Raw genomic sequence first — 17,188 nt, forward strand, 5'->3', positions numbered from 1 at the left:
GAGTTTCGTCCTTACTTCTCTGTAGCGGAATGACAGACCCCCGACAGTGCCGTCTTCTTGTCAGATGAATGTAATTCGAAGAGGGAAATTTTTCCCAGACATCAATTCCTCTGCCCATATTTTCAGGGGCAGCGCTGTGAGAGTTATTGTTGCCGAATCTCATTGTTAGTCAAAGTCAGCTTTTTTCCGGAAGTAGGCCGTTCAGGAATTGGTAACACCCCGTCTTCGACCGCGCGTTTGTACAAATCCGTTTTTGTCGGTGCGGGTCGTCCGACAGCCGCATATTTCTGCCTGATGCGCTGGAGGTAGTCGTTAACCGTCTGCGGCGCCAAACCGGTGAGTCGCGCAACTCGATCCGCCTTCTCTCCGGATGCGTAAAGTTCGAGGACCTCGAGTTGTCGAGGGCTCAGACCCACTTCGTCGAGACCTGGATCCCCGTCGATTGCGGCAGCCCACTCTGTCGTCACCACCTGCCTTCCCGACGCGGCGGCGCGTATCGCATCAACCACGACGGCAGTCGGTTCGGACTTGCGTACAACACCCAGTACGCCGGCACGGGCGGCCGAGCGAACGAGGTACGGGTTTTCCGCCCCGGTGAAGATCAATGTCTCGAGCCCGGCGGACCGCAGTTGCTCGACATTGCTCTTGGGCGATGACCCGTCGGCCAGTCGGAGGTCGAGGATTGCCAGATCCAAGGCGACGTTCTGAGCGAGCATCTCGGACACAGTGGTCGCGATGCACACCAATTCGAGGTCCGGCTCGTCCTCGAGCATCACGGACACGCCGATTGCTACCGACTCGTGGTCTTCCACCAACCCGACACGGCGGTGTGGAAATGCTGTTTGCTCTGGCATAGCGATTGTTTCCCTCCGCTCGATGCGAGGACGTTATCAGGCAGAGCTGACTGACCGGTATGTTACGTGTCAAGATTTGAAGTCAGCCTGGACTGTTTTACGTTTCGGCTCTACAGTTGTCTTGTGACCGAGACCACTTCCGATGCGAAAGTAAGCCGTACCCAGGCCGAACGTACAGCGGCGATGCGTGGGCGCCTCCTCGACGCCGCCGTCGAATCGTTGGTCGAGCTGGGCTACGCACGGACCAGCACGCAAGAGATCGCCCGCCGCGCAGGCGTCTCGCGGGGTACGCAACTGCATCATTTTCCGACCAAGGAATCGCTGGTCGTCGCGGCCGTCGAGTATCTGGTCGACAAGCGGCTGGAAGAAATCCTCACCGCTGAAGTGGATCGTGGTCGAGGCCTCGAGGTCCTGTCGGACGCGTTCTCCGGGCCGCTGTTCTATGCCGCCCTCGAATTGTGGGTCGCGGCGCGGACCGATCCCGTTCTGCATGCGGCGACGGTGCCCCTCGAACGCAAGGTGAGTGAGGCGCTCGAGTTCGGCAGCGCCGAGTTGTTCGGTGATCGGTTCGACTCCGAGTCGGTCGAACTCACCATCGAACTCGTTCGTGGGCTTGCCGTCTCAGCCCTGTTTCGTACATCCGAAGCCGACGACGCGCTCAGAGCGCGACTGTTGCCGGCCTGGCAATCCCGAGTGGAGAAGAAGTGAAGCTTCCCGAACATGTCGAAACGCTGATCGTCGGTGCCGGATTTGCCGGTATGGGCTTGGCCGCCAGAATGCTTCGCGACAATCGCGCTGCAGACGTCGTGTTGATCGAGCGTGGAGCTGACATCGGCGGCACTTGGCGCGACAACACCTATCCAGGCTGTGCCTGTGACGTGCCGACGGCGTTGTACTCGTATTCTTTTGCACCGAGCGCCGATTGGAGTCATACCTTTGCTCGTCAACCCGAGATCTACAACTATCTGAAGAAGGTGGCCGCAGACACCGGCATCGTGGAACGCGTAGTCCTGAACTGCGAACTCGAAGCTGCTGTGTGGGACGAGGATGCGGCGCTGTGGCGTATTCGGACATCTCGAGGGTCGTTGACGGCCAAAGCTCTGGTCGCCGCGACCGGAGCGTTGTCGACGCCCAAGATCCCGGATTTTCCCGGTCTCGACCAATTCTCCGGGACCACTTTCCATTCGGCGACGTGGAACCACGAACACGAACTGCGCGGTGAGCGCGTAGCCGTGATCGGAACGGGAGCGTCGGCGGTTCAGTTCGTTCCCGAAATTGCCGACCCTGCTGCCCATGTCACCGTGTTCCAGCGAACTCCGGCCTGGGTGATTCCGCGGATGGATCGCACCCTGCCTGCCGCACAGAAGGCCGTGTACTCGCGGATTCCCGTTACACAGAAGGTGATTCGAGGGTGGGTTTACGGCTTCCGCGAGCTACTCGGTGCCGCGATGTCGCACGCGACGTGGGTGCTGCCTGCCTTCGAGGCGGCCGCGCGCCTTCATCTGCGCAGACAGGTGAAAGATCCGGAGTTGCGCCGGAAACTGACTCCCGATTTCACGATCGGTTGCAAGCGCATGCTTCTGTCCAACGACTGGTTGCGCACCCTTGACCGCGCGGACGTGAGTCTGGTCGACAGTGGGCTCGTCTCGGTCACCGAAAACGGAGTGGTCGACGGACGCGGAGTCGAGCACAAGGTCGACACCATCATCTTCGCCACGGGGTTCACGCCGACGGAACCGCCTGTTGCGCATCTGATCACCGGAAAACGTGGCGAGACGCTGGCCGCACATTGGAACGGTAGTCCCAACGCGTACAAGGGTACTGCGGTCAGCGGGTTCCCGAATCTGTTCCTCATGTACGGTCCGAACACCAACCTCGGACACAGTTCGATCGTGTACATGCTCGAGTCCCAGGCCGAGTACGTCAACGACGCCTTGAACACCATGAAGCGAGAGCGGATCGATGCCCTCGACGTGAACGAGACGGTGCAGGTGCACTACAACAAGGGAATTCAGCACGAGTTGCAGCACACGGTGTGGAACAAGGGCGGATGCTCGAGTTGGTACATCGATCCGGAGGGGCGCAACTCGGTGCAGTGGCCGACGTTCACTTTCAAATTCCGTTCGCTGCTGGAGCATTTCGATCGGGAGAACTACTCCGCTCGCAAGATCGAAAGCGTCGAGGCATGACCGCGACGCACTACGACGTGGTGGTTATCGGTTCGGGATTCGGTGGCAGTGTCGCCGCTCTTCGCCTGACGGAGAAGGGCTACCGCGTCGGGGTGCTCGAAGCCGGTCGACGGTTTGCCGACGACGAGTTGCCTGAAACCAGTTGGAGACTTCGAAAGTACCTGTGGGCGCCGTGGATCGGATGTTATGGGGTTCAGCGCATCCATCTTCTTCCGGATGTGCTCGTGATGGCGGGGGCCGGCGTCGGAGGTGGGTCGTTGAACTACGCCAACACGTTGTATCAGCCACCCAATCGGTTCTTCGAAGACCGTCAGTGGGCGCACATCACTGACTGGCACGACGAACTGGCGCCGTACTACGACCAGGCCAAACGGATGTTGGGTGTTCGCACCAATCCGTCCTTCACTCCTGCCGATGCGGTGATGAAGGACGTAGCCGAAGAGATGGGCGTGGGGGAGACCTTCACGTCCACCCCCGTCGGGGTTTTCTTCGGGGAGGCAGGAGTTTCCGTGCCGGACCCGTTCTTCGGCGGAAAAGGACCCGAACGCACAGGTTGCACGGAATGCGGGGGATGTATGACCGGTTGCCGAGTCGGTGCGAAGAACACGCTGGTCAAGAACTACCTCCATCTCGCCGAGCAAGCGGGCGCCAGGGTTCATCCGCTCACGACCGTCACCGACCTTCGGCCGGCGGCAAGCGGTGGTTACAGCCTGCTCGCGAGGCGAACGGACGGCGTCCGCCGGCGAGAAGTTCGGTTCACCGCCGATCAGGTGGTGGTTGCCGCCGGAACGTACGGAACGGCGAGGCTGCTGCTCGGTATGAAGGAATCCGGTGCCCTGCCGGGCCTGTCGGATACTCTCGGCACCGTCGTACGTACCAATTCCGAAGCCGTACTGGCCGCAACGTCGAAGTCGCGTCGACGGAACTTCACGCAGGGCGTAGCCATCACGTCGTCCTTTCACCCGGATGATCACACGCACATCGAGCCGGTGCGATACGGCAAGGGCAGCAATGCAATAGGACTTCTGCAGACCGTCCTGAGTGACGGCGGTGGGCGAACTCCCCGGGTGCTGAAGACTCTGGCGGTCGCGGCCCGACACCCAGGAGCGTTCTTGCGGTCGTTGTCGGTACGGAACTGGTCCGAGCGAACCGTCATCGCGCTGGTGATGCAGACCGACGACAACTCCCTCGAACTTTCCAAGAACACCAAACGATTCGGGCGCTCCCTCACCAGTAGACCGGGACCGGGCGATCCACCTCCTCAGTGGATTCCGCAGGGTCATAAAGCCATTCGCAAGGTCGCCGAGAAGATCGACGGCGACCCGGGTGGTTCCATCGCCGAGATCGTGAACATCCCGATGACGGCACACTTTCTGGGTGGCTGCGCGATCGGTGACAGCGCGTCGAGTGGCGTCGTCGATCCGTATCTGCGTGCATACGGTCATGAGGGACTGCACGTCATGGACGGTTCGGTGGTGAGCGCAAATCTCGGAGTGAATCCTTCCCTGACCATCACTGCGCAGGCGGAACGAGCGTGCGCGATGTGGCCGAACAAGGGTGGCGCGGACGCCCGGCCGAAGACCGGCGAGCCATACGTACGTATCGATCCGACTTTGCCGTCCGATCCGGTGGTGCCGACGCATGCACCAGGCGCTTTGCGGCTTCCCCTGACCATTCGAGCTGAGAAGGTGTCCGATGTGGAGCGTGCCTGAATCGACAAGTGACCGCGTCGACTGGCCGGTGAGTGATCCGCCGCCGTGGCCGGCTCGCGTTCGCGCGACACTGTGGTGGCACCGCAGTACGTCGGCGGCGCGGGAGCTCGGCCCGGATGGTCGAACGATTCCGATGACGGTGGCCATGATGGTGGACTACCTCGATTCGCCGGTCGGCCCGTATCGCGAGATCCTCGCCAGTCCGGTCTTGCATGCGCCAGGGAAACGGATCGGGCCTATGCCGCGGATGGCGGTCCCTTTCATCGCGGTGGATTCGGAACCGTCGGTGCACGGTGGGCGAGTCCACTGGCAACTACCCAAGGTTCTGGCCGAGTTCGACGGAGACGTGCAGCAGAAATTCACTGCAACCGGCGACGGTTGGCGGGTGCGTTCGGATACGCGGATGCTCGGGCCGCGTCTGCCGATTGCCGGGGCGTTGGGATTTGCGCAGCCGGAGTCCGGTGGAGGTCTGGCGATCGCGTCGGCAAGGCTGACGGGATCGTTCCGATACGCGCGCGTGGGCGTCGAGGCAGAGGGGCAGACCCTGCCGGACTGGCTTGCTGCGGGCACCCATCACGGCGTCGTGATTCTGGGCGGAAAAATGACTACGGGAGCGGCCAAGCATCGGTAGCGGGGGTTTGACCTGAGAAAAAGCGACCAAGGCCGCCCGTCAGTGACCGGGCGGCCTTGGTCGTGTGGTGTGGTGTGAAAGTCAGGTGTCGACGTCCCACAGGCGCCTCTCGGCGGGTGGTCGCTCGCAGCGACAAAAGGGGTGGGGCCCGGGGCTTGTTCGGACGCCGACAGGGTGTTCAACGGCGGTCTCCCCGGATTTGTTCCCGGGGATCGTGAAGTATTTCCGACGCGGTGTGTAGTGATTCAAGCAGGGCCGACGAGTTCAGGCAGCGCCGAGCTGGGCGAGTTCCATTTTCAGTGCCGTGCACAGGTCCGATCCGGCCGGCCCACTCAGAGCTGATCGCAGTCGATTGTAATACGTCTGCGGCGACAGGCCGAAGGTGACGAAGATGTCCTCGGCAGCGGCGCCGTTCCACGGGCGCCACAGGATTGCGAAGTCGATGAGGTCGTCCGCATACGATCCACGGTTTCGCGAGCGTTTGGCACGTCGAACCTGGCATTCGTGGGTGGTTGCGACGCTCGTCCCTCCACAGAGCTGAGGTGGCATCTTCGTCACTCGGTTCACGAGAGTCTCCTGAACTGGTCGGTCACTCACATGACCAGCACGCCGCCGTCCACGGGCAACGCGACGCCGGTGATGTAACGCGCTTCGTCGGAGGCGAGGAATTTGACGGCGTTGGTGACGTCGTCGTTTTCTACCCACGGGATCGGGTAGAGGATCATGTCGCCGGAGGCCTTGGCGAAGTCGTCGCGACCCGGATTGTCGGTGCCGGGAACGAATTGGTTGTACATCGCCTGGTTCTGCACCATCTCGGTGTCGACCTGCGTCGGGTTCACGGTATTGACGCGAATGCGATGCGGAGCGAGTTCCTGGGCGAGGGTCTTCATCAATCCCACGACGCCGTGCTTGGCCGAAACATAGTGTCCGACACCCGTGTACGCGCGCAGCCCGGCAACGGAGGCGGTGAGGACGATCGCGCCGCCGGTGCCCTGTTCGATCATGTGGGGGATCGCGGCCTTGACGGTGCGCCACACGCCGCTGAGGTTGACGTCGATCATTTCGCCCCACTTCTCCTCGTCCAATTCGTGCGCGTTCCCGAAGGAGAGGATGCCCGCGTTTGCGATGACGATGTCGACGTGGCCGAAGCGATCGAGCCCGGCTTCGAGGGCCAGCTTGACCGAGTCGAAGTTGCGCACGTCGGCGTGCGAGAAGATGATCTTGCCGCCTGCTTCTTCGACGAGACGGATTGTTTCCTGAAGGTCGTCCTCCGTGGCCAAGGGGTACGGCACGGTGTCGTTGTCCTTGACGGAGTCGAGAGCGATGATGTTCGCGCCCTCCTGCGCCAGCCGCAATGCGTGATTACGCCCTTGCCCGCGAGCAGCACCCGTGATGAATGCGACCTTGCCTTCGAATCGTCCGGTCATGGGGATCCTCCTGTTGCTGAAATTGTTGTGTACGTGGGTGATCGGAGAGCTATTTGACGAGTACGCCTGCGTCGACGGGCAGTGCGACGCCGGTGATGTACCTGGCTTCGTCGGACGCGAGGAAAAGCACGGCATTGCTGACGTCGACGGATTCGACCCACGGGATGGGCAGCGCATTCATCGCTTGCGACAACGGGGCGAAATCCTCCCGGGTCGGCTCGTCGATGTCCGGACAGAACAACTCGTACATGGCGTCGTTCATGATCATCGGAGTGTCGACCTGGGTGGGGTTGACGGTGTTCACTCGGATTCGGTGGGGAGCCAGTTCCTGCGCGAGAGTTTTCATCAACCCGTTGACGCCGTGTTTCGCGGCTGTGTAGTGCGCGATGTTGCCGTATCCCTTGAGCCCGGCCGCCGAGCTGGTCAGGATGATCGCGCCCCCGACGCCCTGTTCGATCAGGTAGGGGATTGCTGCCTTGGCGGTTCGCCACGTGCCGCTGAGATCGATGTCGACGACAGTGCCCCACTGGCTTTCGGTGAGTTCGTGTGTAGGTGATGGGATGTTGATACCGACGTTGGCACAGACGATGTCGACGTGACCGAACTGGTCGACTCCGCGGCCGAGGACACCTTTGATCGCGGTGAAGTCGCGAACATCGGCCACCTCGGCCAGAATTCGTCCGCCGACCGCCTCGACCGACCGGACGGTCTCGGCGAGGTCGGCTTCGCTTGCCAGCGAGTACGGAACGCCTTCGACATCGGCGCAGATGTCGAGCGCGATGATGTCTGCGCCTTCCTCGGCCAAGCGGATCGCATGTGCCCGGCCCTGGCCGCGTGCTGCGCCGGTGACGAACGCGACCTTGCCCGAAACTCTTCCGGTGGTGCGTGCTCTGGTGGTCACTTGATCACTCCGTATCGGCGTCGGTCGATGGTCAGTGCAACTGCGGCAATCACCACGATGCCCTTGATGACGAGTTGTGTGTAGGGGTCGACCGAGGTCAGGTCCATTCCGGCGCTCAGCAACACGATCACGAGTGCACCGAGGATCGTTCGATGTGGGCCGCCGACGCCACCGGACAGTGCGGTGCCGCCCACCACCACGGCTGCGATGGAATTGAGCAGGCTCGGGCCTGCACCCATCGGGACGCCGGTGCTGGCCTGGCCGGTGAAGATGATTCCGGCAATCGCGGCGACGGCTCCGGCAACCGCGAAGACCGCAAGTTTGGTGCGTCGTACGCGAACACCGACGAGTGCCGCGGCGCGTTCGTTGCCGCCCACCGCATACATGTGGCGACCGAACGACGTACCGAATGCCAGGACTGTCGCGCCGATGGTCAGCAGGATTGCGATCAGTGCCCCGTTGGGGACGTTGGGGATCATCGACTCGTTCACCAGGCTCTGGAGAAGATTCGAATTATAGGAAACAGGACCGCCTTTGGAGACGGTGTTGGAAATGCCGTCGAGTACGGACATCATTCCCAGCGTCACCAGGAACGACGGAACCTTGAGCATTGTCGTGATCAATCCGTTGACCAGTCCGACCACCGCCCCGGCGGCGATCACCATGACTATCGCCAACGGGCCGCCGAACTTGTCGATCCACGTGGCGATCAGAATTCCGGCGAGAGTGGCCGTCGCCGCCACCGAAAGATCGATACCACCGATCAGAATGACAAACGTGCCGGCGAGCGCGAGCACGGTCAGGAAAGCCATCTGGTTGAGAATGTTCTGCGCGGACGTCGCAGTGATGAAACTTTCCGTGCGCCACTGGAAATAGATGATCAGGACCAGCACTGCAACCGTCGGTACAACTATGTTGCGGTGCTGATCGAGTCGACTCAGCAGACCGCGCGCGCCTGACGGCGCTGCGGCATCGCTGACCGGCGATTGCTTCGAGAGTGTCTGGGTCACTGCATTCCTCACATCATGTGCTTGATCACGTCGACTTCGGCGGGCTTGTGCTCTGCAGGGGCCGCCAGCTCTGCGCTGATGACTCCGTCCTTCATGATCACGATTCGGTCGGACATTCCGATCACTTCTTCGAGGGATTCGGCGCACAGCAGCACGCCGACCCCCGATGCAGCCATCGACCGGACCAAACCGTAGATCTCCTCTCGCGTTCCGACGTCGATTCCACGCGTCGGATCGCTGAGGACCAGCACTTTGCATTCGCGACCTTGCCACCGAGCGAAGATCGCCTTCTGTTGGTTTCCGCCACTGAGTTCCCCGATGGGCGTCGACAACGACGGGGCCTTGACCTGCAGCGCGCGGGCTAACTGCGTCGTCCATTCCCTTTCGGTCCGTAAACGCAGTAGCCGCGTCCACGGGTGGCGGAGGAGATCGAGGAAGCCGATCGAGATGTTGTTTCTGATCGACGCGCTGCGGAACAGGGAGTCCTGGGCACGCTCCGGCGGGACGTACAAGACTCCGGCTGCCACGGCAGCGGGAACCGACCAGTGCTCGTGCGCAGTACCGTCGACGTGAATCGAACCCGCCGACAACGACTCCGCACCCGCGACTGCTGCAGCCACCGACGCTTTCCCCGAACCGATGACTCCGGCCAGTCCCACTACCTCGCCCGGTCGGACGACAAGATCGACGGACTCGAACTCGCCTGCGCTGCTTGCATCTCGGAGTTCGATCAACGGCTTCGTCGACAGCACTCCGGTCTGTTCGCCTTCGCGGTAGTAGTCCGCGCTGCGTTCGCTACCCACCATCAACTCGTGCAGTTGCTCCGCCGTGACGCCGTCAGCGGAGAGCGTTTCGATGGACCGCCCGTCGCGAAGTACGAGTAGCCGTGTGCTGATCCGCAGGACGTCTTGCAGGATGTGAGAGACGAAGATGAACGACACCCGATCGCGCCACCCCTCGATCAACGCGAAGAGGATTTCCACCTCGGTCTCGGTCAACGCGCTTGTCGGCTCGTCGAGCAGGATCACCGGCGCTTCGGTGGCGTCGGTGATCCGCGAGAAGGCACGTGCGATCTCGACCAGTTGCCTTTGCGGGTAAGTCAATTCGGCGACAACGGCGTCGGCGCGCAGCCCCTCGATGCCGAGTGTGTCGAGTAGCGACTGGGCGGCGTCGCGCATTCTCCGACGCCGGCCGGGTCCCCAACCACCTATCTCGCCCTCACGTCCGAGATAGATGTTCTCGTACACCCGCAGTGCATCGACCAATGACTGCTCCTGGACCACCACGGAGATTCCGAGTTCGCGGAGAGTACGCGAGTCGCCGAGTTCCACGTGTGTCCCGTTGACATCGAGGCTTCCGGCGTCGGGACGCACCGTTCCCGTCAAAACGCCGATCAGCGTTGACTTTCCGGCGCCGTTCTCACCGATCAAGCCGAGAACGTCACCTCGGCTGACGTCGAGTGAGACGTCCTGGAGGGCGTGAACGGGTCCGTAACTCTTGCAGACCCCACGCAAGCTGATGGTTGCTGAGTCGCTCACCTTCGTATCACTCATTCTCAGGCCACGAGTTGGTCTTTGTACTGCAGCAACGGGCCCGAGCGGAACGCGGCTGCGTACTCGGTGCGTACTCCGGTGATATCTGCAGAGTTCCAAGCGCTGTTCAGCGTGTATTGGTCCTGCGATACGCCGGCGTAGTACTCCCGCGGATCGATAGGGTTGAGTACGGTCTGCGGGTCCCAATCGTCAGGATGCAGGGCCTTGCTCATTTTTGCCCAGTCGAACGGAAGTGTGGGTGCGTACACGGTTTTCAGTACGTCGTCGGCGATCTCCGGAGTCACCAGGAGTGCTCCCTGTGAAAGGAATCGCTCCGGCAGAGACAGGTCGACGCCGTTGAGTTGATCGAAGATGGTGACACCGAGAATTCCTGCCGTGAGTCCGCCGACCGTCGCGCTGGTCAGGTATTGCTTTCCCTGCGCGATGTATTCGACGTTCTGCTTGTTACCGTCGAATCCGACCACGATCTTGCCGGTGATCTTCGCGGCGTCCAGTGCCGCAATGACTCCTGCAGCTTGACTGTCGTTCTGCGCGAACACCCCGACGAAGTCCGGCACCGAAGGCAAGATGTTCGTGAACGCCTTTCTCGCGTCCTCCGAAGTCCAGTTGCCCGGCGACGCGGTGACGATCTTGATTCCCGGGTAGTCCTTGGCCGCGGCGTTCAGTCCAGCTGTCCGTTGATCGTCGGAAGACGAACCCTTCTGCCCCGGAACATGAATGATGGTTCCGTTGCCGCCGACCTTGTCGAACAAAGCCTTGGCGGTTGCGACGGCGATCTTGGTGGACGGCGGTGTGATGAAGCGGACCCACTTGTCCGCGTCGGCCGGTGTGTACCAGGCGGGCGCCGTGTACGAGCTGGCATACAGAATCCCGGCTGCCTGGCAGGCTTTCGTGACAGCTGCCGCTTGAGCTTCGGTGGCGGGAGTACCGAAGATCGACTTGCCGCCCGAAGCGCGGACGTTGCCTACCTGTCCCAGCGCAGTGTTGACGTTGCCCTGGTCCTCCACCGAGGACATGCTCACGCCCAGCGCGTCCATCGCCTGCTTGCCGCCGTCCGAGAACGCGACGAAGTAGTCGTTGGAGAGAGTTGTGACCTGGCAGAGGGTCTTTTCCTGGACTTTGCCCGCGCCAGCGCCACCGCCGGCGGCGGTACTGGTGGAACTGCCGCCTGCTCCGCAGGCCACTGCGCCGAGGGTGATGCCTGCTGCGCCCATTGCGGCGAAGAAGGAACGTCGGGTCAGTGGATGAGAGAACGTCGCGTTTCGCGCGACGTCCACGATCTTCGATTCGATCGAAGGCATGATCACATCCTTGGTCTCACAAGAGGGGGCTCGAGAGGTTGTCTCGAGGTGTGGAGGAAACGGGAGATTTCGCTACTTCGCCAGCAGATGCGTTGTGAACCAACGGGAAGCGTGTTCGGCCGCTACTGCGAGCTTGGACTGATCGCTGTAGAGCGTCATGTGCGACGTGTGCGGTAGGACGACAAGTTCTTTCTTCGGAGTCGGGATGTTGTTGAAACTCTCGATCTCCAAGTCCCACAACGTGAGGTCGTCGCCTTCGGCGACGATCATCATCGACGGCGTGTCGAGAATCCGGGGTACGAAGTAGTTGACGTCGTAGTCGAGCAGGAGATCGACGGATTCCATGGTCGAACTGTTCTGGTAGAGAGGAGCTTCGGTGGCTTGAAGTGCCGCGAAGGTCGTCTTCGTCTCGGGGAACGGCCAGGACGACAGTTCTTCCTCGGGGTTCTCGCTCGCATGCGCGATGTGCAGTCGCTGATCCGGATCGTCGAAGCGGAGTCGGCGATCTTCGAGAATTGCGTCCCACAGCTTTCGATAACCCATGGTCCCGTGGATCCGACGCATGTTGCGGTACCCGTCGATCACCGGAATCTGAGACACGATGGCCTTCACCCGGGGATCGGTCGCGGCGAGAATCATCACGTGGCCGCCGGAGTAGGAAATTCCCCAGGCGCCGAGACGGTCGTTGTCGATGCCGGGAGTGCGCTCGAGAAAGCTGAGCGCGTTCTGATAGTCACGAATCTGTTGCTTCGGGTCCAGATGTTGGCGGGGCTCACCGTCCGAGACGCCCAGGTTGCGGTAGTCGAAGACCAGCGCAGCCATACCGGCCGTCACGAAGGCCTCGGCGTAATAGGGCATGACCAATTCGCGGACGTAGCACCAACCGCCTGCCAGTACGACGGCCGGAACGTCGTCGTCGGTGTCGGGTCGGTACAGCCAACCGCGAACGGTGACTCCGTCGCTGGAGAATTCGACATCTTCACGGCGCATTGCGCGACTCCTCATGTAACGAGTGAAAGCTGAACGGAAGTAGGTACGAAAGAAAACGGACGGTCTTGTCGCCGTGCGTATTACGGCATCGACGCGGTTCGCTCGTGCCAACTGCCCCGAGCGGATCGTCGCGGATCCGAAGTACTCCGTAATCGTGAGTCACCTCACAGCCTTTGTCAAGTGCCACTGGACAGCGAGGAAAATCCGTCGGTATAGTCCTGCTCACCCACTGCGCATGTATTCGTAACGAGCGCAGCATTATTGGAGGTGTTCCGGCTCGTGAACGGCGAAGAAGTTCTGTGTGCCTACGAAAAGATGTTGTTGATCCGGATGATGGAGGAGCGCATCTCGGCGCTCTACAAGGGCGACACCATTCCGGGGTTCGTTCACACTTCGATAGGTCAAGAGGCGTGCGCGGTGGGGGCTCTCACTCATGCGCGGGTCAGTGACGTCATCACCTCGACGCACCGCGGGCACGGCCATGTTCTGGCAAAAGGTCTCGAGCCCGACCGGATGATGGCGGAGTTGATGGGCAAGGTCACCGGAGCCAACAACGGCCGGGGTGGCTCGATGCACGTGGCGGATCCCCGCTTGGGGATCTTCGGTGCGAACGGGATCGTGGGCGCGGGGTTGCCGATTGCCGTCGGTGCGGCTTTCGCTGCCAAGGATCGCGGTGAGGGCGATCTGGTGGTGGCGTTCTTCGGTGACGGGGCGATTGCGACCGGTGCGTTCCACGAGGCGATGAACATGGCTGCTCTGTGGAAGCTGCCGATCATCTTCCTATGCGAGAACAACGGATTCTCGGAGTTTTCCTCGACGGTGGATCAGCATCCTGTCCCGATCTCTGCGCGCGCAGCGGGATACGGGATGAAATCGATCACGCTGGCAGGCAACGACGTCGAGGCGGTCGCCGACGGTATTCGGCCGGTGTACGAGCAGGTGCGAGGCAGCGGTGGTCCGGTGTTCGTGGAGGTCACGACTCTGCGGGTGCACGGGCACTACGAGGGCGATCCGCAGGTGTACCGCGACAAGGACGAGATGGCGCGAGACATTCTCGCGGCCGATCCACTGACGCTGACGCGTGGCCGACTCCGAGAGTTCGGCATCGGGGACGAAGTACTCGATCTGGTGGACAAGCGGGTGAGGGCGGTGGTCGCCGAGGCGGAGCGTTTCGCGCGGTCGTCGCCGCAACCGGAGGCGTCGAGCGTGATGGAGTACATCTTTTCGCCGCGTCGCATCTACCCGCCGGACCGCCTCGACGTGGGTGTCGGCGCGGGCGGCGCGGCCGTGTCGCAGTCCAAGATCCTCAAGGCGGCGCTCGATGACTCTCTGGCGGCCGATCCGGATGTGTTTCTTGCCGGCATCGACGTTGCCGGCGGAAATGTTTTCGGTCTGACCAGGGGATTGGCCGCAAAGTATCCGGGTCGAGTGCTCGATACGCCGATCTCCGAATCGGCAATCATGGGTCTTGCCGTCGGCTCCGCGATGGCGGGCCGTAGGCCCGTCGTGGAACTGATGTACCTCGACTTCCTCGGGGTGTGCCTGGATCAGTTGATGAATCAGGCGGCAAAACTTCGGTTCATGACGGGCGGCGCAGTGAGTCTGCCGTTGGTGGTGCGGACGCAGTTCGGTTCCGGCAGATCGTCGGGTGGTCAGCATTCGCAGAGTCTCGAGGCGCTGTTGGCGCACATCCCGGGACTGACTGTGCTCATGCCGAGTTCGGGCGCGGATGCATACGGGTTGTTGCGGGCAGCGATCGAGGACGACAACCCGGTCATGTTCATCGAGCATCGACTGCTGTACGAGAAGAAAAGTTTGTTGCCGAGCAAGGATTTTCGGGTTCCGATCGGAAAGGCAGCGGTGACGAGACCAGGTTCGGACGTCACCATCGTCTCGTGGTCGCGTATGGCATTGCACGCCTTGGTCGCGGCGCAGACGTTGGCAGACGAAGGGATCAATGCCGAGGTCATCGATCTACGAACGATTGCTCCGCTCGATCGGGAGACGATTCTCGAATCATTCAGTCGGACGAACCGGATGGTCATTGCCCAGGAAGCCGTCGTGGACTTCGGCGTCGGAGCCGAGATCGCAGCTATGGCGGTGGATTCCGGGTTCTATTCACTGGACGCGCCGGTAGTGCGGGTGGGAGCACGGTACGCGCCTGCGCCCTATGCGCCGGTGCTCGAACGTGAGTGGGAAGTCGGACCTGACGACATCGTTGCAGCCGTTCGGCGGGTGATGTCGTGCTGAGCGCTACCCGCCCGCGGGCAATGACCGGCGGCGGGGTGCTGCCCGAGATGCTTCTCGACGCCCTGCGTCGCGATCCCGAAGCACTGGCCCTTGTCGACGAGAGTGTGCGGTGGACTTACCAGGAATTGGTGGACGCTGCAACGAGCTTTGCAGGCGCACTGCATAAATCGGGATTCGAGCCTGGAGAAGTGGTACTCGTTCAACTGCCGAACTGGTGGGAATCCGTGGTTGCGGCCTGGGGCACGTGGCTTGCCGGCGGCATTCTCCTTCCGGTGGTCCCGATTTACCGCGCACACGAGTTGTCCTTCATCGTCGAGCAAGCTGAGCCGTCGGTGATCGTAGCCCCGCAGGAATACCGCGGATATCGTCACGTCGAGCAACTCGGGACGGTGCTCCGTGATCTGGGCCGAGAGGTTCTTCTGGTGGAGGCTCGAGGCGAAGGTGGGTTGCGACGCACAACGTTCGACGACTTCCTGGACTTCGGGATGGAGTCGAACCGGCCCGACCACCGCGCGGATCCCGACGATGTCGCCCTCGTTCTCTACACGTCGGGAACCACCTCGGCTCCGAAAGGCGTGCTTCACACACATCGGACCCTGATGGCCGAGAGTTCGAGCATGATCGCGCATTGTGGCGTGGATTCGCAGGACCGAATCTTCATGCCTTCGCCGTTACCCCACATCACCGGAATTTCGTATGCGGTAGTTCTGCCGGCAGCGGCAGCCTGCTCTACCGTTCTGATGCAACACTGGGTTCCCGAAGTGGCAGTTGCGTTGATCGAACGCGAGCAATGCACGTTCACCGTGAGCGCGACACCGTTTCTCCGTGGTCTCGCCGACGCCTACGAGAAGGGCGGATATCGACGATCTCAGCTGACCCGATTCGTGTGTGGTGGGGCCGGGATTCCGCCCGAGTTGGTGCGTCGGGCCCATCGCGTGATGGGGACGGCGGTTGTTCGCACCTACGGATCGACGGAACTTCCGACCCTCGTCATGGGTGATCCTTTCGGTGACATCGACCTGCAGGCAGAGGACGAAGGAGCTGTGATCGGCGGAAACGAATTCCGGCTCGGCGAAGACGACGAGCTGTTGGTGCGGGGCCCGGAACTGTTCGTCGGCTACGTCGACAGCTCGATCAACGAGGAATCGTTCACCGAGGACGGCTTTTTCCGGACCGGCGACGTAGCCGCCGTGGACGGACCCGGTCAGATCCGGATCACGTCACGGATCAAGGACATCATCAACCGGGGCGGAGAGAAATTCAGCGCTGCCGACATCGAGTGGGCCCTCGAGGCTCATCCCAATGTGGGAGAGGTGGCGGTGGTCGGGTATCCGGACGAGGATCTGGGGGAGCGCGCGTGCGCCTTCGTGGTTCCGGACGGTGATCCGCCAAGCGTTCGAGATCTGCGGATCTTCCTGCTGTCCGAAGGATTTGCCGTTCAGAAAGCTCCGGAGAGAGTCGAGACCGTTGCGTCGCTTCCTCGGACGGAGAGTGGGAAGGTTCAGAAGTTTCTCCTACGTCGAGCGCTAGGCTTGGGCTCCGCACAGGCGGTCCCCGAGACCTACGGAAGCGAGTTCGGACATGACGGCAACCGGCGCAAAGCCACCTCGTAAGACGGCTGAGTCGACAGCGGCTGCATCGAAGAAATCGCAACCGCGCAAGACGACTCCCCAAAAGACGACGGCACAGAAGAAGTCGGCACAGCAGAAGTCGGCGCCGGCCAAGGTGGCGGCGCGCAAACAGAAGACGGAGGACAACGGTTTGGGGACGTCGGTAGGCAAGACGGTTCGTGCCGAACGCACGAGACAGGGAATCCCGGTTCGTGAATTGGCGAGGCGGCTCGGCGTATCGCCGTCCTTCCTGTCGCAGTTCGAACTGGGGCAGAGTCAGGCCGCGGTGAACACGCTTTTTGCGATCGCGACCGAACTCAACCTGTCCTTGGACGTGCTGCTCGGCAACAGCGTCGATCCGGAACGGGAATCCGCATCCGAAACGAAGACTCACGAACCGCGGATCTCCGACTGCCTCACCTTTCGGTCGGGTGTTCGCTGGCAACGGTTGGCGAACACTCCCGCGAACCATCACGTCCAGTTCCTCCTCACGGAGTACGAGCCCGGCGCCGATTCCGCACCGGGCGATGCACCGCAGACTCATTCGGGTGACGACTACGGGTACGTGCTGGAAGGGACTCTGACGATCGACATCGATGGAATGCGTCGGCTCCTCAAGGCGGGTGAAGCGATACACCTGGTCGGGAACGTTCCCCACCGGTTGCGCAACGAGACGGACGAGACGGTCAAGGCGATCTGGTTCGTCCTGGGCTGAGTAACCGGGTGCGATGCACTGGGTGTGATGCCGCTAGGTGTGACA

The 17,188-nt window shown here is 61.8% G+C and carries 15 protein-coding genes; 7 read left to right on the forward strand and 8 right to left on the reverse strand.

Annotated elements, in window-relative coordinates; all coding sequences use genetic code 11:
- Positions 1–143: 143 nt before the first annotated feature.
- Positions 144–854, reverse strand: coding sequence for a response regulator transcription factor (locus P0M12_RS14420; RefSeq protein WP_277377877.1), 711 nt, complete (start codon positions 852–854; stop codon positions 144–146).
- Positions 855–1,037: 183 nt separating this feature from the next.
- On the opposite strand from P0M12_RS14420, the gene P0M12_RS14425 reads away from it, so the two are divergent.
- Genes P0M12_RS14425 through P0M12_RS14440 form a run of 4 tightly spaced genes read left to right on the forward strand, consistent with a single transcriptional unit; the run spans position 1,038 to position 5,386 of the window.
- Positions 1,038–1,562, forward strand: coding sequence for a TetR/AcrR family transcriptional regulator (locus tag P0M12_RS14425; RefSeq protein ID WP_202427151.1), 525 nt, complete (start codon positions 1,038–1,040; stop codon positions 1,560–1,562).
- Positions 1,559–3,043 carry an NAD(P)/FAD-dependent oxidoreductase gene (locus P0M12_RS14430; RefSeq protein WP_007732326.1) on the forward strand — a complete coding sequence of 495 codons (1,485 nt, stop codon included), beginning with the start codon at positions 1,559–1,561 and terminating at the stop codon, positions 3,041–3,043. The genes P0M12_RS14425 and P0M12_RS14430 overlap by 4 nt, the downstream gene beginning before the upstream one ends.
- Positions 3,040–4,755: a GMC family oxidoreductase gene (locus P0M12_RS14435; RefSeq protein WP_054187018.1), complete on the forward strand. Its 1,716-nt coding sequence runs from the start codon at positions 3,040–3,042 to the stop codon at positions 4,753–4,755. Before P0M12_RS14430 ends, P0M12_RS14435 begins: the two co-directional genes overlap by 4 nt.
- Positions 4,739–5,386 (forward strand): hypothetical protein, encoded by a 648-nt coding sequence (locus P0M12_RS14440; RefSeq protein ID WP_042922823.1) that lies wholly within the window; start codon positions 4,739–4,741, stop codon positions 5,384–5,386. Before P0M12_RS14435 ends, P0M12_RS14440 begins: the two co-directional genes overlap by 17 nt.
- Before the next feature lie 264 nt (positions 5,387–5,650).
- Here the strand turns inward: P0M12_RS14440 and P0M12_RS14445 are convergent, their stop codons facing one another.
- From P0M12_RS14445 to P0M12_RS14475, 7 genes are all read right to left on the reverse strand, one after another.
- On the reverse strand, positions 5,651–5,953 hold the full coding sequence (locus P0M12_RS14445; RefSeq protein ID WP_277377878.1) for a hypothetical protein: 303 nt from the start codon (positions 5,951–5,953) through the stop codon (positions 5,651–5,653).
- A gap of 26 nt (positions 5,954–5,979) precedes the next feature.
- Entirely contained in the window at positions 5,980–6,813 is an 834-nt protein-coding gene (locus P0M12_RS14450) for a mycofactocin-coupled SDR family oxidoreductase (RefSeq protein WP_054187020.1), read from the reverse strand.
- A gap of 49 nt (positions 6,814–6,862) precedes the next feature.
- Positions 6,863–7,714, reverse strand: coding sequence for a mycofactocin-coupled SDR family oxidoreductase (locus P0M12_RS14455; protein WP_064111995.1), 852 nt, complete (start codon positions 7,712–7,714; stop codon positions 6,863–6,865).
- Positions 7,711–8,724 carry an ABC transporter permease gene (locus P0M12_RS14460; protein WP_190287611.1) on the reverse strand — a complete coding sequence of 338 codons (1,014 nt, stop codon included), beginning with the start codon at positions 8,722–8,724 and terminating at the stop codon, positions 7,711–7,713. Before P0M12_RS14460 ends, P0M12_RS14455 begins: the two co-directional genes overlap by 4 nt.
- 8 nt (positions 8,725–8,732) lie before the next feature.
- Positions 8,733–10,262 (reverse strand): sugar ABC transporter ATP-binding protein, encoded by a 1,530-nt coding sequence (locus P0M12_RS14465; RefSeq protein WP_185744486.1) that lies wholly within the window; start codon positions 10,260–10,262, stop codon positions 8,733–8,735.
- 17 nt (positions 10,263–10,279) lie between these two features.
- The gene (locus P0M12_RS14470) at positions 10,280–11,578 is read right to left on the reverse strand and encodes a sugar ABC transporter substrate-binding protein (protein ID WP_143542547.1); all 1,299 of its coding nucleotides are present in this window, start codon (positions 11,576–11,578) and stop codon (positions 10,280–10,282) included.
- 72 nt (positions 11,579–11,650) lie between these two features.
- Complete coding sequence (locus P0M12_RS14475; RefSeq protein WP_054187024.1) at positions 11,651–12,568, reverse strand: alpha/beta fold hydrolase; 918 nt, start codon at positions 12,566–12,568, stop codon at positions 11,651–11,653.
- Positions 12,569–12,847: 279 nt separating this feature from the next.
- Here P0M12_RS14475 and P0M12_RS14480 point away from each other — a divergent pair, with 279 nt between their 5' ends.
- The 3 genes from P0M12_RS14480 to P0M12_RS14490 are packed head-to-tail and all read left to right on the forward strand — an operon-like array spanning position 12,848 to position 17,143.
- Positions 12,848–14,818, forward strand: a complete 1,971-nt coding sequence (locus P0M12_RS14480) for a dehydrogenase E1 component subunit alpha/beta (protein ID WP_277377879.1) — start codon at positions 12,848–12,850, stop codon at positions 14,816–14,818.
- Positions 14,812–16,431, forward strand: a complete 1,620-nt coding sequence (locus P0M12_RS14485) for an AMP-binding protein (protein WP_142006325.1) — start codon at positions 14,812–14,814, stop codon at positions 16,429–16,431. The genes P0M12_RS14480 and P0M12_RS14485 overlap by 7 nt, the downstream gene beginning before the upstream one ends.
- Entirely contained in the window at positions 16,400–17,143 is a 744-nt protein-coding gene (locus P0M12_RS14490; RefSeq protein ID WP_054187027.1) for an XRE family transcriptional regulator, read from the forward strand. Before P0M12_RS14485 ends, P0M12_RS14490 begins: the two co-directional genes overlap by 32 nt.
- Positions 17,144–17,188 lie beyond the last annotated feature (45 nt).

Origin of the sequence: Rhodococcus sp. RCBS9 (assembly GCF_029457415.1) — a bacterium.
Classification (GTDB): domain Bacteria; phylum Actinomycetota; class Actinomycetes; order Mycobacteriales; family Mycobacteriaceae; genus Rhodococcus_F; species Rhodococcus_F qingshengii.

Excerpts from the sequence above, each read along its gene's own strand:
- P0M12_RS14420 (WP_277377877.1), bottom strand. The coding sequence starts at position 854 with ATGCCAGAGCAAACAGCATTTCCACACCGCCGTGTCGGGTTGGTGGAA.
- P0M12_RS14450 (WP_054187020.1), bottom strand. The coding sequence starts at position 6,813 with ATGACCGGACGATTCGAAGGCAAGGTCGCATTCATCACGGGTGCTGCT.
- P0M12_RS14425 (WP_202427151.1), top strand. The coding sequence starts at position 1,038 with ATGCGTGGGCGCCTCCTCGACGCCGCCGTCGAATCGTTGGTCGAGCTG.
- P0M12_RS14435 (WP_054187018.1), top strand. The coding sequence starts at position 3,040 with ATGACCGCGACGCACTACGACGTGGTGGTTATCGGTTCGGGATTCGGT.
- P0M12_RS14470 (WP_143542547.1), bottom strand. The coding sequence starts at position 11,578 with ATGCCTTCGATCGAATCGAAGATCGTGGACGTCGCGCGAAACGCGACG.
- P0M12_RS14475 (WP_054187024.1), bottom strand. The coding sequence starts at position 12,568 with ATGCGCCGTGAAGATGTCGAATTCTCCAGCGACGGAGTCACCGTTCGC.
- P0M12_RS14490 (WP_054187027.1), top strand. The coding sequence starts at position 16,400 with ATGACGGCAACCGGCGCAAAGCCACCTCGTAAGACGGCTGAGTCGACA.
- P0M12_RS14440 (WP_042922823.1), top strand. The coding sequence starts at position 4,739 with ATGTGGAGCGTGCCTGAATCGACAAGTGACCGCGTCGACTGGCCGGTG.